At 63.1% G+C, this 22663-nt stretch carries 23 protein-coding genes; 4 read left to right on the forward strand and 19 right to left on the reverse strand.

Translation table 11 applies throughout. The features are described from left to right. Nucleotides 1–33: 33 nt before the first annotated feature. The 19 genes from flaJ to HMUK_RS01135 all read right to left on the reverse strand — a co-directional run bounded on the left by flaJ (nucleotide 34) and on the right by HMUK_RS01135 (nucleotide 17371). Nucleotides 34–1782: an archaellar assembly protein FlaJ gene (gene flaJ, locus HMUK_RS01045; RefSeq protein ID WP_012807759.1), complete on the reverse strand. Its 1749-nt coding sequence runs from the start codon at nucleotides 1780–1782 to the stop codon at nucleotides 34–36. Then, entirely contained in the window at nucleotides 1782–3455 is a 1674-nt protein-coding gene (locus HMUK_RS01050) for a type II/IV secretion system ATPase subunit (protein ID WP_012807760.1), read from the reverse strand. Before HMUK_RS01050 ends, flaJ begins: the two co-directional genes overlap by 1 nt. Beyond that, entirely contained in the window at nucleotides 3455–4216 is a 762-nt protein-coding gene (locus HMUK_RS01055; protein ID WP_012807761.1) for an ATPase domain-containing protein, read from the reverse strand. The genes HMUK_RS01050 and HMUK_RS01055 overlap by 1 nt, the downstream gene beginning before the upstream one ends. After that, the gene (locus tag HMUK_RS01060) at nucleotides 4213–4665 is read right to left on the reverse strand and encodes a flagellin (protein ID WP_012807762.1); all 453 of its coding nucleotides are present in this window, start codon (nucleotides 4663–4665) and stop codon (nucleotides 4213–4215) included. Before HMUK_RS01060 ends, HMUK_RS01055 begins: the two co-directional genes overlap by 4 nt. Before the next feature lies 1 nt (nucleotide 4666). After that, nucleotides 4667–5110, reverse strand: a complete 444-nt coding sequence (locus tag HMUK_RS01065; RefSeq protein WP_012807763.1) for a flagellin — start codon at nucleotides 5108–5110, stop codon at nucleotides 4667–4669. Beyond that, the gene (locus HMUK_RS01070; RefSeq protein ID WP_012807764.1) at nucleotides 5094–6755 is read right to left on the reverse strand and encodes a FlaD/FlaE family flagellar protein; all 1662 of its coding nucleotides are present in this window, start codon (nucleotides 6753–6755) and stop codon (nucleotides 5094–5096) included. Before HMUK_RS01070 ends, HMUK_RS01065 begins: the two co-directional genes overlap by 17 nt. Nucleotides 6756–7001: 246 nt before the next feature. After that, nucleotides 7002–7520, reverse strand: a complete 519-nt coding sequence (locus HMUK_RS01075; RefSeq protein WP_012807765.1) for a chemotaxis protein CheD — start codon at nucleotides 7518–7520, stop codon at nucleotides 7002–7004. Between the two features lie 2 nt (nucleotides 7521–7522). Then, nucleotides 7523–8734: a chemotaxis protein CheC gene (locus HMUK_RS01080; RefSeq protein WP_012807766.1), complete on the reverse strand. Its 1212-nt coding sequence runs from the start codon at nucleotides 8732–8734 to the stop codon at nucleotides 7523–7525. 1 nt (nucleotide 8735) lies between these two features. Next, nucleotides 8736–9095, reverse strand: coding sequence for a chemotaxis protein CheY (gene cheY / locus HMUK_RS01085; RefSeq protein ID WP_012807767.1), 360 nt, complete (start codon nucleotides 9093–9095; stop codon nucleotides 8736–8738). Nucleotides 9096–9203: 108 nt separating this feature from the next. Beyond that, complete coding sequence (locus tag HMUK_RS01090; protein ID WP_012807768.1) at nucleotides 9204–11201, reverse strand: hypothetical protein; 1998 nt, start codon at nucleotides 11199–11201, stop codon at nucleotides 9204–9206. Beyond that, entirely contained in the window at nucleotides 11198–11683 is a 486-nt protein-coding gene (locus HMUK_RS01095) for a hypothetical protein (RefSeq protein WP_012807769.1), read from the reverse strand. Before HMUK_RS01095 ends, HMUK_RS01090 begins: the two co-directional genes overlap by 4 nt. A gap of 46 nt (nucleotides 11684–11729) precedes the next feature. After that, nucleotides 11730–12290: a DUF7500 family protein gene (locus HMUK_RS01100; protein ID WP_012807770.1), complete on the reverse strand. Its 561-nt coding sequence runs from the start codon at nucleotides 12288–12290 to the stop codon at nucleotides 11730–11732. A gap of 90 nt (nucleotides 12291–12380) precedes the next feature. Then, entirely contained in the window at nucleotides 12381–13082 is a 702-nt protein-coding gene (locus tag HMUK_RS01105; protein WP_012807771.1) for an archaellin/type IV pilin N-terminal domain-containing protein, read from the reverse strand. Nucleotides 13083–13399: 317 nt separating this feature from the next. Then, entirely contained in the window at nucleotides 13400–14086 is a 687-nt protein-coding gene (locus HMUK_RS01110) for an archaellin/type IV pilin N-terminal domain-containing protein (RefSeq protein WP_012807772.1), read from the reverse strand. Between the two features lie 312 nt (nucleotides 14087–14398). Then, a complete protein-coding gene (locus HMUK_RS01115) occupies nucleotides 14399–15049 on the reverse strand; it encodes an archaellin/type IV pilin N-terminal domain-containing protein (protein WP_012807773.1) in 651 nt (216 codons plus the stop codon). Nucleotides 15050–15276: 227 nt separating this feature from the next. Then, nucleotides 15277–15555: a DUF7521 family protein gene (locus HMUK_RS01120; protein ID WP_012807774.1), complete on the reverse strand. Its 279-nt coding sequence runs from the start codon at nucleotides 15553–15555 to the stop codon at nucleotides 15277–15279. 108 nt (nucleotides 15556–15663) lie between these two features. Next, nucleotides 15664–15999, reverse strand: a complete 336-nt coding sequence (locus HMUK_RS01125; RefSeq protein ID WP_012807775.1) for an ArsR/SmtB family transcription factor — start codon at nucleotides 15997–15999, stop codon at nucleotides 15664–15666. 148 nt (nucleotides 16000–16147) lie between these two features. Further along, nucleotides 16148–16873, reverse strand: coding sequence for an RAD55 family ATPase (locus tag HMUK_RS01130; protein ID WP_012807776.1), 726 nt, complete (start codon nucleotides 16871–16873; stop codon nucleotides 16148–16150). 72 nt (nucleotides 16874–16945) lie between these two features. Beyond that, the gene (locus HMUK_RS01135) at nucleotides 16946–17371 is read right to left on the reverse strand and encodes a chemotaxis protein CheW (RefSeq protein WP_012807777.1); all 426 of its coding nucleotides are present in this window, start codon (nucleotides 17369–17371) and stop codon (nucleotides 16946–16948) included. A 179-nt stretch (nucleotides 17372–17550) separates the two neighbouring features. Between HMUK_RS01135 and HMUK_RS01140 the strand changes: the two genes are divergently transcribed. The 4 genes from HMUK_RS01140 to HMUK_RS01155 are packed head-to-tail and all read left to right on the forward strand — an operon-like array spanning nucleotide 17551 to nucleotide 22621. Continuing rightward, on the forward strand, nucleotides 17551–18627 hold the full coding sequence (locus HMUK_RS01140; RefSeq protein WP_012807778.1) for a protein-glutamate methylesterase/protein-glutamine glutaminase: 1077 nt from the start codon (nucleotides 17551–17553) through the stop codon (nucleotides 18625–18627). Between the two features lies 1 nt (nucleotide 18628). Then, entirely contained in the window at nucleotides 18629–20578 is a 1950-nt protein-coding gene (gene cheA / locus HMUK_RS01145) for a chemotaxis protein CheA (protein WP_012807779.1), read from the forward strand. Nucleotides 20579–20588: 10 nt separating this feature from the next. Continuing rightward, the gene (locus tag HMUK_RS01150) at nucleotides 20589–21398 is read left to right on the forward strand and encodes a CheR family methyltransferase (RefSeq protein ID WP_012807780.1); all 810 of its coding nucleotides are present in this window, start codon (nucleotides 20589–20591) and stop codon (nucleotides 21396–21398) included. Further along, nucleotides 21395–22621, forward strand: coding sequence for a HEAT repeat domain-containing protein (locus HMUK_RS01155; RefSeq protein ID WP_012807781.1), 1227 nt, complete (start codon nucleotides 21395–21397; stop codon nucleotides 22619–22621). Before HMUK_RS01150 ends, HMUK_RS01155 begins: the two co-directional genes overlap by 4 nt. Nucleotides 22622–22663 lie beyond the last annotated feature (42 nt).

Below are 22663 nucleotides of genomic sequence, written 5' to 3' on the forward strand. Positions count from 1 at the left end.
CAGCGAAGCGAGGACACCCTCCGAAGTAAAAATTTAGATGCCGATAAACTGCGTCACCAGCCACTTGGTGGCGATCGAGGTGACGCTGCCGATCCAGGCCAGCAGGACGAAGTGCATGTAGGTGTTGCCCTTGTGGCCGCCGTCGACGGTGCGGACCATCAGCGCCGACAGCATCGCGCCGAACATGATGATGATGATCAGCAGGAACTCGATCAGCGGGATGTTGTAGACGCTGGTGTTGATCAGGGTGCTGGCGTCGAACCCGGCGTTCGAGGAGAGGTTCAGCGACATCGACGAGAGGATGTTGACGACCTGCAGGCCGATGAAGAAGGCGAACGTCGACGCCGCAGTGATACCGTACAGGAGCCCGATCAGGGTCGTTGCGGCCTGGTTGCGCTGAGTGCGCAGCGCCTGGATCTCGTTCATGTTGGCCGCGATCAGTTCGCCCAGCAGTTTCGGCGAGCCGCCCATCTCGCGGCCGATAAGGTACATCTCCGAGAACGTCTGAATCAGGTACGATCGGCAGTCGGCGGTGAAGTATCGCCAGGCCTCGGCGGGCTCGATGCGCATGTTGAGTCGCTTGTAGAGGTCGTCGACGTTGGGCGACAGCGCGCCGAAGTCCTTCTCTCGGAGCGTTCGCAGGACCATCGAGGTGGTCGACTGCTTCGCGCCTTCGGTCGCGCCCAGCGCGCGGATGAAGCTCGGGAACTGGTCGTCGCGACCCTTGATCCGCTGTTCCTCCTGTCGGATGACGATCCCGGGAATCAGCAGTGGCGTGATCGGGATGGCGGCGTACATCGAGAGCGGGACCCGATCGAGGAAAAAGAGGAGGTCACCCACCGTGATCGGTGAGACGCCGAACATCCCCCCCAGCGAGATGAAGATGAGGACGGCGGTGAGAGCGACACCGACGTAGGTCGCCTTCTCGATGCGGTTCTCGACGTCGGAGGGGTAGTCGTCGGGGTGGAACCACACCGGATCGTAGGGGGCCATCGAGCGGATCGCGAGGTAGAAGCCAGACTGGACGAAGATGTACATGACGATGACGGCGCTGACGGTCATGGTCGGGTCGGTCCCGGTCAACACCGGCAGGACGACGGCGAACACGAGCGCGAACGTCATCGAGAGGACCATCGACAGGTAGAGGTCCTTCATCACTTCGAGGTTGTCCAGCGTCCCCTCGTACACCGTCGTGTAGTTCTGGATGATCTGCTCCTGTTCGCTGAGGAGGTAGTCCTCCAGGGACTGGCCGGCACCGAGCGTGTACGCGAGTCGGTCGAGGAAGTCAGAGACCGCCGCCGAGGGGACTTCCTTGGCGCGGCGGCGGCAGGCGTCGTCGAGGCTCTGGTTCCAGGTGTCGACCAGCTCGACGATCCGGTGCATCTCGTTTGCCAGTTCGCCGTACTCCTCTTCCTGTGCCAGCGTCCGGAACACCTCCATGCGGTCGATCTTCGTCGTCGCCAGCACCGTCATGTGGGTGACCAGCAGGTGAAAGCGGTTGTTGAGCTGGCTGCGACGCTGTGAGATGAGGATCTTGGGGTAGAAGATCGCCGCGGCCATCGCCAGGAACCCCAGCATCGGGATCGGGGCCCGGATCATCATCGGCAGATCGAGCACCAGCGCGGCGACGGCGCTCAGCAGGAAGAAGGCAATCGCCGGCAGCAAAATGAAAAAGAGGTACCGCTGCAGCGGAATGTGCATCTGCCGGTACGCGTCCAGCAGGTCGTCGAAGATCTCGGACAGCGTCAGGTTCAGGGAGTTTTCCGCTTCGTTGGATGCCATCAGTCGGGGCGCGCGATCGTGAAGGGGAGCCCTTCCACGCCGTCACGCTGGAAGTCCTCGATCAGTTGGTTCACTTCGTGGTAGCCGACGATGTTCTCCTGGATCGCCCGGCGGATGATGTTGGCCCGGAACTCCAGTTCGCCGTAGATCTCGCGGGTGTCTTCGTAGCCAAGCAGCGTCGCGATCTGCTCTTCGAGGACGTAGGAGTTGTTCATCGCCTGGAAGTTGATCTCGTCTTCGACAGGGTCCCAATTGAACGCCTGTCGGGTGACGACGCCGTCCATCTCCTTGGAGTAGCCCTCGATCTCCTGGACCGAGGTGACGCGGCGGAGCACGTCGTCGCCTTGCTTGACGCGGTTCTGGAACAGTGCGATGTCGGCCACGTCCATGAACGTCTCCGGGACGTTGATCGGTTCGCCGGTAAAGCGCTGGATCATCGAGACGATGTCGCTGGCGTGGAACGTCAGCATGACCGGGTGGCCGGTCTGTGCGGCCTGGAACGCCATCCGACCCTCCTCGCCACGGACCTCGCCCACGATGATGTAGTCGGGGCGGGAACGCAGCGCGGCCGCCACGAGGTCGAACATGTCGACGCTGGTCCCCTCGTCTTCGCCCTCGCGCGTGAGGAGTTTCTGCCAGGTGTCGTGGGGCGGCAGCACCTCGGCGGTGTCCTCGGCGGTGTAGATCTTCGAGTCCCGCGGGATGAACGACATGATGGAGTTCAGCGTCGTCGTCTTCCCAGAGGCCGTCTCCCCGACGACGAAGACCGTCTGCTCGTTTTCCAGCGCGAGCCAGAGGTACGCCGACAGCTCCGGGGAGAGCGTGTTCCACTTGGTGATCTGGAAGATCGACAGCGGCGTCTCGGTCCCCTGACGGATCGTGAGCGAGGGTCCCTTCGCGCTCACGTCGTCGGAGTAAATCAGGTTCAGACGCGACCCGTCCGGCAGCGTCGAGTCGACGATCGGGTCGGAGTCAGAGACCGGGTCGCCCATCCGCTCGCCCATGTTTCGCAGCCACTGGTCGAAGGCCGCCTCGGACTCCCACTCGACGGTGGTTTCGAGCATGCCGTAGACCTCGTGGTCGACGTGGCACTCCTGGCGACCGATGACGTGGATGTCCTCGTTTGCCGGGTCACGCATCACTGGTTCGAGCGGTCCGAGGCCGACGATGTCGCGGTTGAGCCGATAGAGGATGTTCTCGTACGTGCTCTCGGTGACTTCGACCTGTCCGACGCTACCGAGGTTGGCAATACGGGTCAGGACGCCGTCGTTGCCGTCCTCGTCGCGGATCTTGGTCGACTCCTGGAGCAGTTCCTCGATCCGGTCGTCGTACTCGTTTTCGTTCTGTGGTGCGGGCTTGTTGACGGACTTCTGGAGGAGCTTGTTCCGGACTTTGCTGAAGACGACCGACTCGTCTTCGTCGAGTTCCGGCTCGATGGCGTAGTACTTCATGTCCTGTCCGATGTCGCCGTAGACGTGACAGAAGATGGGGCCACCGACGGGGTAGAGGACGTTTGGCCGGTCGGACTCGTAGTCGTCGTCGGCCTCCTCGATGAACTCGGGGAACTCGCCGGTGATCTGCTTGAACTTCTTCAAGTGGTCTCGCAGGTGTGGTCGTCGCGCCGCTACTTGTCGAAGTTCGTCGGATGGCTTGGGTCGTCCGTGATCTGTCATTAGGCAACACTCCTGGATTCGATGACGATGCCGGTCCCCGACCGCACCGAGAACCCGATGGTGTCACCGACCTGTTCGCCCATCCCGGCGAAGCGTTTGACGCTGACCTGCCGGCGCACGTCGTTGCCGACCTCGACCATCTCCAGTTCGATGAACACGTCGGCGATCGCGCGGAAGGGACCGATCGCTTCTTCGGCCAGCGTCGAGGGGTCGACGGTCAGCATGATGCACTTGCCCCGAGAGATCACGTCCCGGAAGAAGGAGATGATCTCCAGGGCGGCCTGTCGCTCCTCGTTCTGGCGGACCAGCGCCTCGAACTTCGGGTCGTTGCGCAGGATGGCGTCGAACGTGTCGATGATGATCACGTCCGACTCCCACATCACCTCGGCTTCCATCAGTCGACGGAGCAGCTCCTTGCGGTCTTGCTCCTCCTCGTTGCCCGAGAAGGTGTTCCCGTCGCCGATGTCCGCGTGCAAGAACAGCAGGTTCTCGTCGAGGATGTGATCGACCACGTCGTACGACAGCGAGTGCATCTGATCGAGGAAGCTCCCGACGGTCAGCTCCGTCGACAGCATCGTCACGTCGTTTTCCTCCTCACAGAGGCCGTAGCTGAACCGCTGGCTCATGGCCGACTTCCCCGCCCCGTAGTCACCCTCGACGAGGATGATACTGCCCGGGGGGATCCCCCCGCCCAGTTCCTTGTTCAGTCGGTCGTGATCGTCCAGTCCCAGCGAGTACAGATCGTTACGTGCGATACTCATGTTCGGAATTCGAACACCTCCTCGTCGCCGTTGACGACGATCTTCACCCGGTGGTCACCGGGATCGAGCGGTTCCGAGATGTCCAGTCGGACCACGTCACCAGCGCCCCAGACCTCGGCTCCGCCCACCAGAGTCACTTCTACGTCCGTCTGGTAGGCACCGTCGACGAAGATGTCGAGCCGGTCGGCCCTGGCCGGCAGCTGTAACGTTCCGGTGTTCTTGACGTGGAGCGTGATGTTCTGGTTGCCGTCGGCGTCGTAGATCGCGTCGCTACCGCTGTCAGAGATGATCTCGATGTCACTGCGAACGTCTGAGCTCACGTCGACGCCTTGCTCGCTGATGGCGTCGCTGAGCTGGCCGACGCTGTCGGTGAACACCCCGACGACGCTGGCGGCGACCATCATGCTCGCGATGAAGATGATCAGGTGAGACGCGGAGACGCCTGCCATCTCAGACCACCTCCGTCGTCGTCGCCGTGTCGGCGACGCCGGTGCCGGAGACGACCTTGACGCGCCCCGGATCGTCGTCGAGCGCCGTCACGGTGATCGTCAGCTGCTCCTGTGGGAGCCACAGATCGGTGTCATCGTCGCCACCGACCGACGTGTCGTACCCCGACTGGTAGCTGTTGTCGGCCAGTAGATCCACGTCGCTGACCGCCAGCGACTCGGAACCGGTGTTGTTGACCGCGACCGTCAGCGTCCGGCTGGTGGTGTTCCAGGTCGCGCTCGTCACGTCGATGGCCGTGTTCTGCTGGGCCAGGGTTCGGTCGGTCCGATCCTCCTGGGCCTCGGAGACGCGCTCGAAGCCGTTGGTCGTCGCCGTATGGAACATGCCGAAGGCGATGAACATCCCGGCGAAGACGATCGCCGCCGAGCCACTAACGCTGAAGCCCATCGGAACCACCTCCGCGAACCAGCTTCGACAGGGCCACTGCGTCGGCCCCGCTGTCCTCGTCGAGCTGACTGATGTAGTGGAGACTCCGCGTGTGGTGGTCGATCGTCAGCCCGCCCTTGCCGCCGGACTCCTCGAAGCCACGGAGGACCTCGTGGAGGTCGTCGGCGACGGCCTCGTCGATCCAGTCGATCCGCTCGTAGTAGTCGATGGCGCGTGCGGCTTCCCGGTAGCTTGCCTGTTCGAGGAGGTATTCGAGCCACTCGACGACGATCAGGTCGCTTGCGAAGCCGCCGGGAAGCTCCGAGAGGTACGGCTTGCCCCCGTCATCCGCCGACGCGTTCGGCGTCTGCTCTAGCTCGGGTTCCGGCTCCGGTTCCGCAGTGGTCGTCGGCTCTGGTTCCGGCTCCGGTTCCGCAGTGGTCGTCGGCTCCGGCTCTGGCTCCGGTTCCGGCTCGGGCTCTGGCTCCGGTTCCAGCTCTGGCTCCGGTTCCGGTTCCGGCTCGGGCTCTGGCTCCGGTTCGCTCGCGTCCGCTTCGGCCGTGAGGTCCTCGTCGTCGTCCTCGATGACGTCGTCGAACAGATCGTCGTCCGCGAGACCGTCGAGGTCGTCGCCGTCCTCCTCGATGCCCGAGGAGAGTTCGTCGTCTTCGAGGGCCATCTCGTCGTCCCCGTCGTCCTCGTCGAGCGCCATGTCGCCGCCGGGACTGTCCTCTTCTGCCCACTCGGCGTCGCCGGAGTCGTACTCGTCTTTGAGTTCCTGAAACGATTTTCCGCCCTCCCCGTCGCCGTCGCCACCGTCGTCCATGTCCATGCTCATGTCGTCGTCCTCCTCGTCGAAGTCGCCGAGGTCGTCGCCCCCCTCGTCGAAGTCGTCGAAGTCGTCTTCGAAACTGCCGCCGTCGTCCTCGAAACCGCCGTCGTCGCTACCGTCGTCTGCAAACACGTCGTCGACGCTGTCACCGCCGCCGCCCAGATCGTCGCCGTCGTCCTCGACCAGATCCTCGTCGAAGAACCCCTCGGCGTCGGCGTTGGCGATGTCTTCGTCGATGTCCTCCTCTGTCTCGTCGTCATCGTCGTCGAAGAGGCCGAAACCGCCGCCGCCACCCATGCCGCCACCGCCGCCCATACCGGCGTCGATGTCGTCCGCGAAGGGGTTGACGCCACGGGTGACCATCTCGTAGATGTCAAGCAGCTTGCGGACGTTCTCTTCGACTTCTTCGACGGACTCGCTGATCTGCTCGTTTTCGGTCCGGACCGTGTTGACCGTCGACGACAGCGATCCGACCTCGTTTTCGAGCTCGTCGAGGCGGTGTTCGAGTTCGTCGGTGTCCTGGCCGGCGTCGTCCATGTCGCCGAACTCGTCGCCACCGAACCCGTCCATGTCGTCGCCACCCATGCCGCCGAGATCGCCGAACTCGTCGTCACCGCCGTCGTCGGCCATGAGCCCCCCGCCGTCGGCGAGTTCGTCGCCGTCGTCACCACCCGCGTCGTCCGACTCCTCGTCGTCCGAGAGAATGGAGTCGAACATGTTCTTGATGCTCATCCCGACGAGCCCGCCAGTGAGGAGAACGACGAGAGCGGGCGCGAAGATCGATCCCTCCGGGATCGCCACCTGAAGCGTCGGGAAGAGCGCAATGCTACTCATCGTACCTAAAACTGGATGTTCATACCCTTCAATATTCCGTCTACCATATCATATCTGATAACAGACTCGTTAGTTACTGGCCAGAAGTACGGAATAAACCGCAGAGAGGCTGGCGAGATCGTCAGCGAGATCCTTCCGACACGTCGTCGCGGGAAGGATCGTCAGACGAACGGTATCGACCGCGTCTCCGTCCGTCGCGTGTCTGGCATGCGTCAGACGCAGGTACCCGACGACGCCTCGCGCGGGCTACAGCGTCGCGGTGCCCTGACTCGCGCTCTTGACGATCAGATCGCCAGTCGCGGCTTTGAGACGAAGCGAGCGGCCGTAATCGCCGCCGACGTCCTCGCCGAGGATCGGGACGTCGTTCGCCGCGAGCGTCTCGCGGACGATGGCGGCGTTGCGAGAGCCGATGCTGGAGCCGTTCTCCGAGAAGTCGAGCATGTCGCTCCCGCCCGCGATCTTCGCCTCCATGGAGCGACGCTGTGCGCCGGCCCGCTCCATCTCTTCGAGTAACACCTCGACACCGGTGTCGGCGAACTTCGCGCGAGCGCCCTCGCCCTCGTCGTGTCGTGGCAACATAACGTGAACGAGACCCGCGGTGTTCGAGTCCGGGTCGTACAGTGCGACCCCGATACAGGATCCCAGCCCGCTGGTGGTCAGCACCGCCTCGTCCGTCGTCACCGCGTACTCGGCGATACCGACCTTCTTGCGCTCGGGCTGCCCGACCGACTCCTGTTCCGTCTGGCTCCCGTCGTACACTTTCATTGTCAGAATATCTGTTCGACGTCGGCGTCGGTCTGGTCGGCCCTGTCCACTTCGAGTTCCTCGAGCGCCTGGCGGAGCTCTTTCTCGTCGGGGAGGGCGTGGATCTCGCTGCTGAACTCGATCTCGTCGGTCCGCATCTCCGACTCGATGATGAACGAGTGTTCCTGGTGCTGGCCGACCTGTGCCGCGAGCGGGTCGACGATCGCCTGCCCGATGTCGTGGACGAGCTGTGGCGGAGTGTGATCGACCGAGGTCTGGAGGACGTTCGCCCAGCCGTCGACGAAACCACTGGTCATGATGTTGCCCAGTTCTTCGATCGCGGCCTTGTGTTGCTCGGTGAGTCCCTCGCCGTCCGGTTCGGTCGGCATCAGCGCCTCGGCGACGTTCTGGGCCGAGACCTCGTCGAACAACACGAGGAGGTAGCCACTGGGGACGCCGGTGAACTCCACGACCGTGCCGACGTAGGTGTCGTCGCCGATCTGCTTGGGCACGTCTTCGATGGGTGCGAAGCTGATCTGGGTCACTTCCGCCTCCGTCGGGATGCCGGTCATCATCTCGACGTTCTCGGCCGCCTGTTCGGTCCCGCTCGTCGTCATCTCGTTGAACACGCTCAGCTTGTCGATCGGGATGGCGTCGCCGCCCGGCTCCGCGTGGTCGGTCATCAGCTCCGCGAGCGTGTCGTACTCGGGGAGCATGTAGATGTAGAAGTTGAGCGACTCGCCGACCCACTCGATCTGGGACTTGAAGACGAACACCTGCGGCTGGTCGGCCACCGTCGGCGCTGGCGGGAGTACGTCGGCTCCGGTCGCCTCGATGTACTCGGGGGGACTGTGTTCGATCGTCGTCCCGAGGTAGTCGGCCCACCCGTCGATGAAGCCGCTCATCATGATGTTGCCGATCTCCTCGACGCTGCTCTGTGCCATCTCGCCGTCCGCACCGCCGGGCACCAGCGCCTCCGTGATCGGACCGACCGAGTCCGACTCGAAGACGAGCACGGTGTCGCCGTCGAGTGCCCCCTCGAAGTCGAACTGCACGCCGACGAAGTCCTGACCGGCGAGTTCTTCGCCAACGTCGTCCCGGTTCAACAGCGTGATCTTCGTCACGTCGACGACGGCGTCGATGCCGGTCATCTGGGCCAGCGACTGAGTCGCCTGTTCGGCACCCTCGTGTGCGAGCTGGTTGAACGTACCGAGCGACTGAATGTCGACTTTCATCTTACGAGGGGACGACGTCCTCGATAGCCTCCATCACGCTGGGTTTCTGGAACGGCTTGGTGATGTATCCGTCAGCACCGGCTTTGACGGCCTCTTTCATCTTCTCCTCCTGTCCGACGCTGGTACACATGATGACGTTGGCGTCGGGGTTGGAAGTCTTGATCTCGTCGGTCGCCTCGATCCCGTCCCGGATCGGCATCACGATGTCCATCATCACCAGATCCGGTGTCTGTTCTTTGTACACTTCGACAGCTTCGACGCCGTTTTCGACCTCCCCCACGATGTTGTGATCCTCTTCGAGGATCTCGCGCAGGAGGTTGCGCATAAACTCCGAGTCGTCGGCGATCAGTACGTCTGGCATACCTATCACTGCAGTTGTACCGTGAATAGCTAAATAAACCCTTGCACGGAATTATCGGGCTTGATATTCGCTCGACGGCAGCCAGGTTCCGGACGCTCGAAGGGACGATCACAGAATCGGCACAAGACGGGCGATCAGCCCGACGACGTCGAACGCGAACGGGCCGTACGCGAAGTATTCCACCGACGCCAGTGAGAGATAGACGGTCGTCGCGCCACCGGCCACCGCCATCCCGATAGCGACGGATCGGGGTGAGACGCGATCGGGGGCGACGGTCCGACCGACGACGAGGACGGCAGCGACCGCCGCGACACAGAGCCCGAACAGCGCGTGGAACTGGATCGCCTCCCCGAGTGCCGGATCGAGGACGCCGAGGACGACCGCCGCCAGAGCCGGCCCGACCAGGATCGTGCCGGCGTAGACACCAGCGATCGTCCGGGGAGCCCCGGAGATCGCCTCCCGAACCGCAGGGAGACGGAAGGGACAGTACGACGCCAGTGCGATCGCTGGCAGCAGGTACCGGACGGTGAGCTGGCTGAACAGCGGGAGCCGAGGGAGATAGACGAGCGTGAGCACGACGGCGTAGCTCGCGACGAGCAGATCCGTCTGGCGTCGCGGACCCAGCCGGGAGAGGGCGACGCCGTGTCGCCGGATGTGAACGGCGGCGACCGCCGGGAGTGCGAGGAGCGTCCCGACGATCGGCGTCGACTCGACGACCGAGAGATCGATCGTCTCGTAGTCGTTGATTCCGGACAGGGACGCCGAGTTGCCGCGTCGGACGAAGATCTCCCAGAGCCGCTCGTGTTCGCCCGCGGCTGCAACGCCGTCGGAAACCGCAGCAACGGCGTAGTTACCGATGAATACGAGTTGCGCCAGGACCGTCTCGGCGAGCGTCGAGAGCGCGAAAAGCGGCGACAGGAGTCCGAAGAGTTCGTCGAGGAGTGTCCGCTGTGTCTCGTCGCCACCAGTCGGGTCGGCGTCCGCGTCGCCACCGGCCGTTCCCGAAGCCGCGTCACCGTCGCCCGCTTTGGCACCATCGGTCGGTGCGAGTTCGACGCTCTCGGGCCCGACGTTCGGGAGGAGTCGTGGCGGACGGAGCGGATTCCCGTTGATGAGCACGTTCGTGACGGCCATCGGGAGCACGGAGAGCACGAAGATCCCCCCGACGACGGCGAGACGACGGCGGCTCTTCCGGGGTTCGGTGAGGAAGTCGACGGCGAACAGCGCGGCCGTGAGGAAGAACCCCTCGAAGGCGTGGACCCACGCGACCAGCCCGAGCGCACCGTACGCGAGGCCGTGTGCCACGTAGCTCGCCCGGCCGTCCAGTTGCCGGCTCCGTGCGAACGCGAACACGGACCAGAAGACGAGCGCCGTGACCAGCACGTGGCGCTTCGGAATCGTCGCCCAGAAGCCGACCGGCGTCGCGAGCGCGAGGGCGACCCCCGCGGCGACGGCCACGCGCCGGTCGTGGAACGCACCGACGAGCCGGTAGCACGACACCGCGACCACTCCAGCGGCCGCGAGCGTACTGAGCTGGAGCGCGACCAGCGGCAGCTGGGATCGATCGAGCGCCGTCGCGAGAACCACCGCAGCGGCGAACCAGGCGCTCGCGACGGCGACGGCGACGAGACGGAGCCACCGTCGATCGAAGCGGGCGGCCAGCCGTCGCCCGAGGCCGACGACGCCGAGCGCCCACCCACCGGCGAGCACGAGGCGAGGCGGCGCGACGACGCTGGCACCCTCAAGGAGCCAGAGGAATGGCAGCGCGGCCACGACCTGCCCGTAGTTGCGGGCGTAGAACCGACCGCCGTACTCGTGGAGGCCGGGCTGGGTGCCCAGCGTCAGCGAGTACTGGAAGTCCGGCGGTGTCATCGCGAGTCGGCCGTCCGCCAGATTCGCGACGGCGTTGGCGATGGGGTACGTGTCCGTGATGAAGAAGCCGACCCGCCAGGACAGCGCTCCCAGTAACACGACGCCGAGCCACAGCGTCAGGCCGATCGCGTCCCCGAAGACGAACTGTCCCGCGCGGTCCGCGTACCGGGAGAGACGGTCCGACCAGACCGAACGGAACTGGGCGTCGACGCCGCTCGATCGATCACCGTTCATGGACGGACCTCGACGGTTTCGTCGGCCTCGAACACCGTCTGGTCGTACTCGAAGCTCTGGACGCGAACGGTGATCGTGGCTCGGTACCGCTGTTCGGTGACGCCGTCGGGATCGAGGCCGCGATCGCGCATCCCGAGACGGACAGTCTCGGACTGGCCGCCGGAGAGCAGTCGGGTCGTGGTGCGATCGACGCCGAGTTCGGGCACCGACACCCGGTAGACGAGCCGTGGCCGCCCCTCGATATCCGAGACGGAAATGGTCGCGTCGGGGATCCGCAGGTAGTCGACGCCCGTGCCAAAGCGGCCGCCCTCGACGACCAGCGCGCTCGTGTCGAGCCGTTCGACCGTGGCGTTGGCCCGCCCGTCGCCGACGGTCGTCGGATTCCGTGCGGTCGCGTCGACGACGCCGAACGGACCGGTCAGAAGGAGCGTGACCGCGACGACGGCGACGGCGAGCCGTTCGAGACGGGCCACGGAGACCATGCTAACAGAGCTACCGCTACGACCGACATTAAATGATTCGCACCACCTACAGCTGGACGCCGTCCTCGCCCTCGACGGCCGCCAGCAGTTCCGCGATGGAGTCGTCGGGCGAACAGCCACTCGTCTTGACGAGCTCTCGGAGACTCTCGGGCGGGTAGCGGACGGGAACGTTCGACTCGCTCAGGAGAATGCCCAGCACCTCCTCGACCGGCGTCGAGCCGTCGACCTGACGGGCGTACCACAGCATGAGACTCTCGAAGACGGTGATGATGTCGTTCGAGACCATCCGCTGTTGGCTCACGGTGCCGTCGAACTTGGCCGTCACGTCGAAGCCGTAGCGGGAGTTCCCCTCGTCCATGGTCTCCGCGAGCCACTCGTGGACCGTCGCGTCGTCCAGCGTCGGCTCGGGCTCTGGCGTCGGTTCGGGCTCGGGCGTCGGGTCCGGTGCGGGACGGGACGGCGTCGTCGAATCCGTCCGAACGTCGGGCGAGACGACGTACCTGCCCTCGTCGATCTGCTCGACGTGGTCGTCGTCGGAGATGTCGAGCTCTTCGGGCGAGAGGATCTTCCCGTCTTCCGGATTGGGCTCGTCGGGCCCCTCAGACATGTGTAACAGTGTGACACACTCAAATATAAGTCCGTCGCCCCGCGGCGGCGCTGGGCGCTGAGGTGAAAAACAGAGAAGCGTCGGCGTCAGTTAGAGGCTGACCGCAGATTTCCCGGAGAGGGACTCGGGCACGACCAGCGTCGCCGTCGTCTCGCCACCGGCCTGCGTGTTCAGCTTGACCGTTGCGGTCGAACCCTCGCCGAGGTCGGTATCAATCTCGAAGTTCGAATTGGTATTACCATCGCTGTCTTCAACTGTTCGACCGTCGTTGCTGTTGGACACGTCAGTGGTTTCGAAGGTCATCGTAGCGCGGTCAGCAGGATCGTTGAGCACAGAGCTCTCCGTTATCGAATTGTCGTCATCTTGGAACGTTCCGATTCCGAACGCACCACCATGGTTACTCGTAGAAAAGTCATCTCTCGTCGCTGCGACGATGTTGTACGTCCCATCGCTGGAGACCCACTGTGCAGTGGTGGTCTCCAGATCGACGTTGTCGGCACCTGGAGCCTTCTTAACGGTCAGCGTCACGCGAGTAACCTCCGCCGTGTCACTACTAGCTGTGGTGTCATCGATGATTCCGTCACCAACTGCGTCGACGACTTGCAGTCGGTTGGTGACCTGCGCACTGGACTGTTCACCGCTCTCTTCGGCACTGGACTGCAGGAACCCGGCGGTGTTGATCAGCACACCGGCGGCGATCGCCGCGACCAGGACCATCGCGATGAACACGATCAGCGTCCCGATCCCGACCTGCCCGCGGTCGTTTTCCTCGTCGTTGAATAGTTCGATCATGGTTGTGTCGTGTCCCGAGTGCGAGCACTCCGGACGCTACCAGAACGTGACCACTACCCGGTAATAAGGCTAGGCTGCCAATTATCAATTTATGAATCGACAATATCGGAGAGAAGGTCGATTCTTGAAACTGAAAACCGGGCTGGAATCGAAGAGCGGTCGACACGGACGACGCGATCGTCAACATCCCTTCGAGAGAGTTGACCACGCCCGAGCAAAGACATCTTCGGGCAGGGAGGGTCGTGGCTCGATGGCGCCGAGTGATCGCGAGCGCGTCGCTATCGACCCTGACAAAAACAGAGAAACGTCGGCGTCAGTTAGAGGCTGACCGCAGATTTCCCGGAGAGGGACTCGGGCACGACCAGCGTCGCCGTCGTCTCGCCACCGGCCTGCGTGTTCAGCTTGACCGTCGCAGTCGATCCCTCGGAGAGGGAGTCACTAACGAGTGCATCATCGTTACCCCCATCAACAGTTGCACCGCCACTGTTGGTAGAACTCAACTGAGTAGTCTCGAAGGTCATGGTAGCGCGGTCCGCAGGATCATTAAGCACGGTGCTGTCAGAGATAGAAGCGTCATCATCTTGGAATGTCCCGGTCAAGAATGCCGCATCGTGGTTGGTGTTGTCGAATCTAGTGTCCTCGACAATATTGAAGGTCCCACCGTCGGAGACCCACTGTGCGGTAGTAGTTTCCAGATCGACGTTGTCGGCACCCGGAGCTTTCTTAACTGTCAAGATGACACGAGCCACCTCAGCGTCGCCGCTCGTTGAGGAGTCAGCATCGATGATTTCTTCACCAACTGCGTTGACGACTTGCAGTCGGTTGGTGACCTGCGCACTGGACTGTTCACCGCTCTCTTCGGCACTGGACTGCAGGAACCCGGCGGTGTTGATCAGCACACCGGCGGCGATCGCCGCGACCAGGACCATCGCGATGAACACGATTAGCGTCCCGATCCCGACCTGCCCGCGGTCGTTTTCCTCGTCGTCGAATAGTTCGATCATGGTTGTGTCGTGTCCCGAGTGCGAACACTCCGGACGCTACCAGAACATGACCACTACCCGGCAATAAGGCTAGGCCGCCAATTATCAGTCTATGAATTTCCGATTTTGGTGACGATCTCCATTTTTGTAAGTGAAAAACGGGCAGCAGCAGTAGTTCTGAAGCCGGTCGGTGCTGGCCCCATGGCGGTCAAAGACATCCGTCAGTCCAAAATGCGTCTGGCACAGATCTGTTTGTGGAAAGGAACAGCAAACAAAATCGTCGCAAGCGTCTCGCTGTCGACCGTGAAGAAAACAGAAAAATGTCGGCGTCAGTTAGAGGCTGACCGCAGATTTCCCGGAGAGAGACTCGGGCACGACCAGCGTCGCCGTCGTCTCGCCACCGGCCTGCGTGTTCAGCTTGACCGTCGCAGTTGAACCTTCAGTGAGGTCCGCATTGACAGTGCTGACCACTGTATTCCCGTTATTATGTGAATCAGTACGGAACGTCATGGTTGCGCGGTCAGACGGATCATTCAGGACATCACTGTTGCCGATCGAATTATCGTCGTCCTGGAACGTCGAGATTGCGAAGGTAGCATCTCCCGAGGTCCCTCCAGTGCCTGAGGCTGGCTCACTAACGACATTGAATGTCCCATCAGAGGAGACCCACTGTGCAGTCGTAGTCTCGAGGTCGACGTTGTCAGCACCTGGAGCCTTCTTGACGGTAATGTTGACCGTCGTCACCTCGAAACCACTGTCATCGACAATGTCTTCACCAACTGCGTTGACGACTTGCAGTCGGTTAGTGACCTGCGCACTGGACTGTTCACCGCTCTCTTCGGCACTGGACTGCAGGAACCCGGCGGTGTTGATCAGCACACCGGCGGCGATCGCCGCGACCAGGACCATCGCGATGAACACGATCAGCGTCCCGATCCCGACCTGCCCGCGGTCGTTTTCCTCGTCGTCGAATAGTTCGATCATGGTTGTGTCGTGTCCCGAGTGTGAACACTCCGGGCGCTACCAGAACATGACCACTACCCGGCAATAAGGCTATGCCGCCAATTATCACAGTTGAAACGGACATCTCCAGACGAAACGACCGGTTTCAGGGATGAGAAATACGGTGGAGAACCGAACGGAACGGCTGTTTTCAGCGCAGGCCAGTCATCCGGAATCGCGAAGTCCCGAGGATCACTGGCCCAGTCGTCCTAGCTATCGTAGGCGACGAGGCTGTACATCACGAACAGGAACCCGAACGTCGTCAGCCCGCTGTTGACCAGCAGGAGCGACCGGACGCCCTCGAAGTCGTTGACGAACGCGCTGATCATCGTCGCGGCCGCACCGGCGACCGCCAGCGCGAACCCAAGCGAGAGGTGCAACATCGCGTCACGGGACGTCTGGACGTACGCACGCATAGCCATCCCGACCATCGTGAGTCCGGCGACGACGAAGACGAGCGTAGAGATAGCGTACAGGAGTTCTATCATCGGCACTAACGTACGCTATTCCGTTCCAGCTAATAAATCCACCCTCGAAAATATTGTTGCTGATAATCGAACCGAGACGTGATAACGAGACCGTTCGCGCGTGCGAGACTATCCTTCGGAGAGGGTCCGCCAGGCCTCGTCGAGCTTGTTGGTCACTTCCGACCGGTCCTCGACGTGGACGGAGAGCTCGTCGTCGAAGTCGACGGTGATCTCGTCGACGGAACGGCGATAGACCTTGATGCGACGGCGGTCGTCAGAGAGAATGTTGTCGTGGAGTTCGAGCAGGTCGTGTTCGGTCAGCTCGTCGATCCGGCGGTAGCACGTCGCGATCGGGATCCCCAGCTCGTCGCTGAGTTCCTGGGCGGACGCGGGTTCGTCCGTGGCATCCAAGATCTCTGCGCTGTATTTGTTCCCCAGCGTTTGCAGAATATCCACTGAAGCCATCGGTTATCAAATAGTGTATTTTTCGGAGTATAAAGCTATCGCCCGTGATACTGGCCGATATCGGTCGAATTTCGCGGAGAGTCCGATCGGCGGCAAACGAGAAAAACCGCCGCAGTACTGCGTTTTTGTCGATAATAATAGCGACTGGTCAGATCGGAGAGTCCTCTTCGCTCATCATCGAGAACGCGCTCGCGTTTTCGTGGACCTTGATACCACCCCACGAGATCTCCATCGGGTAGATGTCCGTCTCGATGTCCTGTTTGCGCATCTTCGCGACCCAGACGTATCGGTTGACGCCGGTGTCGGTCGGCGTCTGGATCAGGTAGATGTTGCCGTCGGTGAGGTAGTTCTCCAGGCCGATGTCCGTGTCCGGGAACACCGCGCCCTGTTCGTTGGTCAGGAGACTCGTCAATCCGTTGTTGTTGAGGATGTCCGTGAACTTCAGCAGGTACGTGCGTTTTTCTGTCTCGTCTTCGAAGAACAGCTCGAACATCGTCAGCGAGTCCAGCACCAGCCGGTCGTACTTGTCGTCTTCGAGGTCGTCGAGGAGTAGTTCCAGCGAGGAAGAGAAGTCGTTCTCCCGAAGCAAGACCTGCTTGTCGTACACTTTGATGTCGCCGCTCTCGACGAATTCGGGCCACTTGTCGAAGCCGATCGACTCCGCGGCCTCTCTGAGGTCGGATTCGTTCTCTTCGAAGGAGAGATAGATCCCTTTCTCGTCGAACTGCTCGACGCCGTTGTAGATGTACTGGAGGCCGAGAATCGACTTCCCGGCACCGGGGTTCCCACTCACCAGCGTCGTCGAGTTCGTGACGATACCACCGTTCAAAATTGCGTCGAGGCCGTCGATACCTGTCTTTGTGAGTTCGATCATTGTTGCTGTATCCGGGGATGGCGGTACGGAATTGCGTTGAAATCTCGGGGCTGAGTAAAAAAGTCTTGCTCCCTAATTCGAGTGAACGACCCGCGGATCGACCCAGATGACGAAGTCGTCGTCCCGCTTGACGACGCCGCGGATCGACCCGTCGCTGTCGGCGGCCGGCGAGTCGTCGACCTGTTCGTCGGAGATCTGGACCACCTGGTCGACTTCGTCGACGAGCCAGCCGGCGGCGCTCTGGTCTTCGACGATCTCCGGATCGAAGACGATGATTCGCTGTTCGGCACCGCCGTCGCCGATCCCGAACACCGACTTGGGGTTCACGATCGACGTGGTCCGCCCGCGCAGGTCCATCACCCCTTCGACGTGGCGGGGCGCGTTCGGGACTGTCGTCAGGTCGCCCACGTCGACGATCTCCGTGACGTAGTCGATGCTGACGCAGTACGTCTCTTCGCCCAGTTCGAATTCGAGTACCTGACCTTCTGTTGTTGACATACCTGACGACTCCCGGTTATGAGTACCGAGCCGATACGCCGACTTAAGCCTGCCCTCTGTGCTATCAAAGTTGATTACGTGGGCGGAGTCTTTATTTTGGTGCCACGCCCGCCTTTCAGGTAGCAATGGATCTGGCTCGACTGCTAACTGGCGTCGACGTGCGCGGGCACGGGTGACCGATGGCCGGTAGTACACCCCGCGCCGTCGTCGCAGACGACTCTCACTTCATGCGTAGTGTCATCTCCGACATCCTGGACGAGGGTGGTGTCGACGTCGTCGCGGAGGCCAAAAACGGTCGCGAGGCGGTCGCGCTCGTCGACGAACACCGGCCGGACGTCGTGACCATGGACGTGGAAATGCCCGAGATGGATGGCATCAGTGCCGTCGAGCAGATCATGGAACAGTGCCCGACGCCGGTCCTGATGCTGTCGGCTCACACTGACGAGAACGCGGACGTGACCTTCGAGGCGCTCGACGTGGGTGCGGTCGACTTCTTCACCAAACCCGGCGGCGAGGTCTCGATGGAGATGTCGCGGCTGAAAGACCAGCTCCTCGAGATGGTCCTGTCCGTGGCCGACGTGGACGTGTCGGGCACGTCGGGACGGACACCGACTGCGTCGCCGAATCGGTCGCCCACCAGTACGCCCGAGGCGGTCGCGGACGACTACGATGCGAACCCGACGTTGATCATCGGCTCCTCGACGGGCGGACCGAAGATGGTCGAGTCCGTCCTCTCGGAGTTGCCCCTGGCAGCGGACTTTCGCGTGCTGGTCGTCCAGCACATGCCCGGCGGTTTCACCGGACGGTTCGCGCAGCGAATCGACGCCCGGAGCGACTACGACGTGCGGGAAGCCCAGGACGGTGACCGCATCTCGGGCGGCGAGGCGCTGATCGCGGCCGGCGACTACCACCTGCGAGTCAAGAACTACCGGAACGGGCGGCTGCGGGTCAAGCTGTCGGACGATCCACCGGTCAACAGCGTCCGGCCGGCCGTCGACGTGACCATGGAGACGGCCGCGGACGTGATCGACGACCCGCTGGTCGGGGTGATACTCACCGGAATGGGCAACGACGGTGCAGCGGGTATCGAGCGGATCAAAGCGGCCGGCGGACGGACCATCGCACAGGACGAGGCCACGTCGGCGGTCTACGGAATGCCACAGCGAGCGGCCGAGACCGGCTGTGTCGACAGCATCCTGCCGATCGAGGAGATCCCGGCAGGTATCGTCGAGACGATCAAACGAGAGGTGACATAACATGAACGATCAGTACCTCGATGCGTTTATTCGAGAGAGCGAAGAGGCGATCACGGAACTGAACAACTCCCTGCTGGATCTGGAGTCGGATCCGGAGGACACGGAAGCGATGGAGTCCATCTTCCGGACGGCACACACGCTCAAAGGGAACTTCGGCGCGATGGGGTTCGACGACGCGTCGTCGCTGGCCCACGCTATCGAAGACCTCCTGGACGAGATGCGGGACGGTAACATGCCCGTCACGCCGGACGTGATGGACCTGATCTTCGCGGGCGTGGACAAGATAGAGGCCATCGTCAGCGAGATCGAGGAACACGGCGAGTCCGGGACCGACGTAGACGAGATCGTCGACGACCTCCGAACGGTCCTCGAAGAGGGCGTCGACGCCGCCGAGGGCGCGGCCGACGACGCGGACGGTCCGGACGAGGCCCCGGACGATACGACCGACACGGACTCGTCCGGAGACGGAGACGTTGCCGTCGAGACGAACGTCAGTCCCGACACGGCCGACGACAGCATCATCGCCGCGGAGATCGACATCGGCGACTCCGACATGCTGGGCGTCGACGCGATGCTGGCGATCGAGGCCGTCGAGGACTACTTCGACGTGCTCGATGCCGCCCCACAGCGCGAGGCCGTCGAAGACGGGGAGTTCAGCGATACGTTCACCCTGTACCTCGACGCCGAAGACACCGGGACCGTCGACAACACGCTTTCCGGGATCGGCAAGATCGAGAGCGCGGAGACGGCAGACGTGACCGACGCACTCAGCGAGAAAAGCGGGAGCACCAGCGACGAGACCGAACACAAGGTCGACGAGATCAAGTCCGTCCGCGTCGACGTCGACCAGCTCGACGATCTCCACGGACTGGTCGAGCAGCTGGTGACCAGCCGAATCAAGCTCCGCCGTGCCGTCGAGCAGGACGACCTCGACGGAGCCGGCGAGAACCTCAACGAGCTGGACAAGATCACGGCGAACCTCCAGAACACCGTGATGGACATGCGTCTGATCCCGCTGAAGAAGGTCGTCGGGAAGTTCCCGCGGCTGGTTCGGGACCTCTCGCGGGATCTGGGCAAGGAGGTCGACTTCGAGATCGAGGGCGAAGACATCGAACTCGACCGGACGATCCTCACGGAGATCTCCGACCCGCTGATGCACATCCTGCGCAACTCCGTCGACCACGGCATCGAGCCACCGGAGGTCCGCGAGGAGAAGGGCAAGCCACGCACGGGCACGGTCGAACTCAGGGCCTCCCGCGAGCGCGATCACGTCATCATCCAGGTCGAGGACGACGGGGCCGGCCTCGACGTCGAGGCGATCAGAGACAAGGCCATCGAGAAGGGCGTCCGTTCGCCCGAAGAGTTAGAGGCGATGGACGACTCCTCGATCTACGACCTGGTCTTTCACCCCGGCTTCTCGACGGCCGACCAGGTCACCGACACGAGCGGCCGCGGCGTCGGCATGGACGTGGTCCACGACACCGTCACACAACTGGACGGGTCGGTCAACGTCGAGTCGACGCCGGGCGAGGGGACGACGGTGTCGCTTCGCCTGCCGGTGACGATGGCGATCGTCAAGGTGCTGTTCGTCGAGGTCGGCGACGAGGAGTACGGGATCCCGCTGAAGAACGTCGACGAGATCACCCGTGCCGACGACCGCAAGCAGGTCAACGGCAAGGACGTGATCAAGCACAACGACGAGATCTACCCGATCATTCAGCTGGGCGAGACGTTCGACGCGCCCGGCGAGACCGCCAACGGCGACGGGATGCTCGTCCGCGTCCGGGAGTCCGAGCGCCAGGTCGCGTTGCACTGTGACTCGGTCAACAGCCAGGAGGAAGTCGTCGTCAAGCCGCTGGAGGGGATCCTCAGCGGAACGCCCGGCCTGTCCGGGACCGCGGTGCTCGGCGACGGAAACATCGTCCACATCCTCGACGTGGTGACGCTATGAGGGCAGTTCGATGAGCCAGGGCGACCAGCGGCAGTTTCAGGAACTACTGGAGTTCATCGGTGCCGAGATGGACTTCGAGTCGGGGTTCTACAACGACGCGTACCTCGATCGCCGCATCACCGCCCGGATGCGCCGGACCGACATCGACAGCTACCGCGAGTACCGCCGGCAACTGGAGCGAGACGACGACGAGCGAGCGGCGCTGCTCGACTCGCTGTCGATCAACGTCACGGGCTTCTTTCGCAACCCAGAGGCCTGGGAGAGCCTCCGGAGCGTCCTCCGGGACCTGACCGACCAGCACCGCCGCGTGAACCTCTGGAGTGCGCCCTGTGCCGACGGTCGAGAGCCCTACTCCGCGGCGATGCTCGCGCTGGACGACCCGCAGGTCGACGACCGCTCGGTCTCGATACTGGGAACCGACATCAACGAGGACATCCTCCGGGAGGCGCGCGAGGGTACCTACGAGACCTCACACACCACGGACATCGCAGACGAGCTCGCCCCCCTCGACGACTACAGCGAGTACATCGATCGCGACGGCGACTCGTTTCGCATCCGAAAGCGGGTCAGCGACATGGTCGAGTTCGAGCAACACGACCTCATCCGCGGCGCGTCGAAGCGGGACTTCGACCTCGTGTTCTGTCGGAACCTCCTGATCTACATCGACGGCGAGTACAAGGTGCCGATCTTCGAGACGATCGAGGAATCGCTGCGTGAGGGTGGCTACCTGATGATCGGGATGACAGAGACGCTGCCGACCGCCTGCCGAGACAGCTTCGAGGCGGTCGACAAGCAACACCGCATCTACCGGAAGGTATGAGCCTCTACCAGCTGGAACGAGACGGCGAGGTACAGGAGATCATCCGGACGCTCCGGGAGTCGGACAACCCGAAGGTCAGAGCGCGGGCGGCGGAGCTACTCGGGAACTTCCCGAACCACGACGACCGGCGAGACGTAGTCAACGCCCTCGTCGAGGCGGCCCAGGGCGAGGACAGTCGGATCGCCGCGACGGCCGTCGACTCGCTGGACGAGCTGGGCGGAGACGCGATCGAGCAGCTGATCGCCGACATGGCCGGCGTCGACTTCGGCGACGACGGAGCCGAGTGGGTCCGCGCGAAGGCGTTCACGCAGGCCCTCGACGCGGACGTGCCCGAACTCAGGATGGCGGCGGCCAACGGCCTCGGCCAGCTCGAACAGGCAGATACGGTCGGTCCGCTGTCGAACCGCTTCGACGACGACGACCCGCGCGTTCGGGCGCGGGCCGCGCGGGCCTGTGGGAAGATCGGCGATCCACGGGCGGTCGGTCCGCTCGAATCCCTGCTCCGGGATCCGAAGGCGGCCGTCCGCAGGGAGGCCGCCGACGCGCTGGGGTCGATCGGGAACCGACAGGCCCTACAGGCGCTGCTCCCCCTGTACGAGGACGACAACGAGCGCGTCCGACGGATCGCCGTCGGAGCCTTCGGCAACTTCGGCAACGACCGGCCGGTCGACTACCTCGTCGAGTCGCTCACCGACGAGTCCTCCGGCGTCCGCCAGACCGCCGTCTACTCGCTGATCGAACTGCTCTCGAACGTCCCGACAGAGCAGAGCCACGAGATACGGGACACCGTCGTCGAGCGACTCTCCTCGACCGACGACCGCAGCGTGGTCGTGCCGCTGGTCGAGATCCTCGAAGAGAGCACACAGAACGCCCAGCGGCGCAACACCGCGTGGCTGCTGGGCCGGGTCACCGGCGAGCAAGAGCGCGTCCGCGTCATCGAGTCGCTGATCGACGCGCTACACGAGGACGATCAGATGCTCCGGCAGTTCGCCGCGACAAGCCTGGCCGAGATCGACGGCGACGACGTGGAGCGGCGGCTCCTGTCGGTCGTCGATGACGAGGCAGTCGACCCCGATGTTCGCGCACAGGCGATCTTCACGCTCGGGAAGGTCGGGAGCGAGCGCTCGCGCAAGACCCTGGACCGAATCATCGATCAGACCGAGAACGAGACGATCCGCAAGCGAGCGTTCTCGGCGATCTCCAAGCTCGGCGGCCGACGATGAACGCTGGGGCTTCGTCTCGAACGCGGAGATCGACAGACGGAT

Source organism: Halomicrobium mukohataei DSM 12286 (genome assembly GCF_000023965.1).
In the GTDB taxonomy this organism is placed as follows: domain Archaea; phylum Halobacteriota; class Halobacteria; order Halobacteriales; family Haloarculaceae; genus Halomicrobium; species Halomicrobium mukohataei.

Coding starts and splice junctions, on each gene's coding strand:
- HMUK_RS01155 (WP_012807781.1), top strand. CDS start 21,395: ATGAGCCTCTACCAGCTGGAACGAGACGGCGAGGTACAGGAGATCATC.
- HMUK_RS01055 (WP_012807761.1), bottom strand. CDS start 4,216: ATGAGTATCGCACGTAACGATCTGTACTCGCTGGGACTGGACGATCAC.
- cheY (WP_012807767.1), bottom strand. CDS start 9,095: ATGCCAGACGTACTGATCGCCGACGACTCGGAGTTTATGCGCAACCTC.
- HMUK_RS01120 (WP_012807774.1), bottom strand. CDS start 15,555: ATGATAGAACTCCTGTACGCTATCTCTACGCTCGTCTTCGTCGTCGCC.
- HMUK_RS01090 (WP_012807768.1), bottom strand. CDS start 11,201: ATGAACGGTGATCGATCGAGCGGCGTCGACGCCCAGTTCCGTTCGGTC.
- HMUK_RS01095 (WP_012807769.1), bottom strand. CDS start 11,683: ATGGTCTCCGTGGCCCGTCTCGAACGGCTCGCCGTCGCCGTCGTCGCG.
- HMUK_RS01130 (WP_012807776.1), bottom strand. CDS start 16,873: ATGATCGAACTCACAAAGACAGGTATCGACGGCCTCGACGCAATTTTG.
- HMUK_RS01115 (WP_012807773.1), bottom strand. CDS start 15,049: ATGATCGAACTATTCGACGACGAGGAAAACGACCGCGGGCAGGTCGGG.
- HMUK_RS01140 (WP_012807778.1), top strand. CDS start 17,551: ATGGCCGGTAGTACACCCCGCGCCGTCGTCGCAGACGACTCTCACTTC.
- HMUK_RS01100 (WP_012807770.1), bottom strand. CDS start 12,290: ATGTCTGAGGGGCCCGACGAGCCCAATCCGGAAGACGGGAAGATCCTC.
- HMUK_RS01075 (WP_012807765.1), bottom strand. CDS start 7,520: ATGAAAGTGTACGACGGGAGCCAGACGGAACAGGAGTCGGTCGGGCAG.
- flaJ (WP_012807759.1), bottom strand. CDS start 1,782: ATGGCATCCAACGAAGCGGAAAACTCCCTGAACCTGACGCTGTCCGAG.
- HMUK_RS01105 (WP_012807771.1), bottom strand. CDS start 13,082: ATGATCGAACTATTCAACGACGAGGAAAACGACCGCGGGCAGGTCGGG.
- HMUK_RS01050 (WP_012807760.1), bottom strand. CDS start 3,455: ATGACAGATCACGGACGACCCAAGCCATCCGACGAACTTCGACAAGTA.
- cheA (WP_012807779.1), top strand. CDS start 18,629: ATGAACGATCAGTACCTCGATGCGTTTATTCGAGAGAGCGAAGAGGCG.
- HMUK_RS01060 (WP_012807762.1), bottom strand. CDS start 4,665: ATGGCAGGCGTCTCCGCGTCTCACCTGATCATCTTCATCGCGAGCATG.
- HMUK_RS01110 (WP_012807772.1), bottom strand. CDS start 14,086: ATGATCGAACTATTCGACGACGAGGAAAACGACCGCGGGCAGGTCGGG.
- HMUK_RS01125 (WP_012807775.1), bottom strand. CDS start 15,999: ATGGCTTCAGTGGATATTCTGCAAACGCTGGGGAACAAATACAGCGCA.
- HMUK_RS01070 (WP_012807764.1), bottom strand. CDS start 6,755: ATGAGTAGCATTGCGCTCTTCCCGACGCTTCAGGTGGCGATCCCGGAG.
- HMUK_RS01135 (WP_012807777.1), bottom strand. CDS start 17,371: ATGTCAACAACAGAAGGTCAGGTACTCGAATTCGAACTGGGCGAAGAG.
- HMUK_RS01065 (WP_012807763.1), bottom strand. CDS start 5,110: ATGGGCTTCAGCGTTAGTGGCTCGGCGGCGATCGTCTTCGCCGGGATG.
- HMUK_RS01080 (WP_012807766.1), bottom strand. CDS start 8,734: ATGAAAGTCGACATTCAGTCGCTCGGTACGTTCAACCAGCTCGCACAC.
- HMUK_RS01150 (WP_012807780.1), top strand. CDS start 20,589: ATGAGCCAGGGCGACCAGCGGCAGTTTCAGGAACTACTGGAGTTCATC.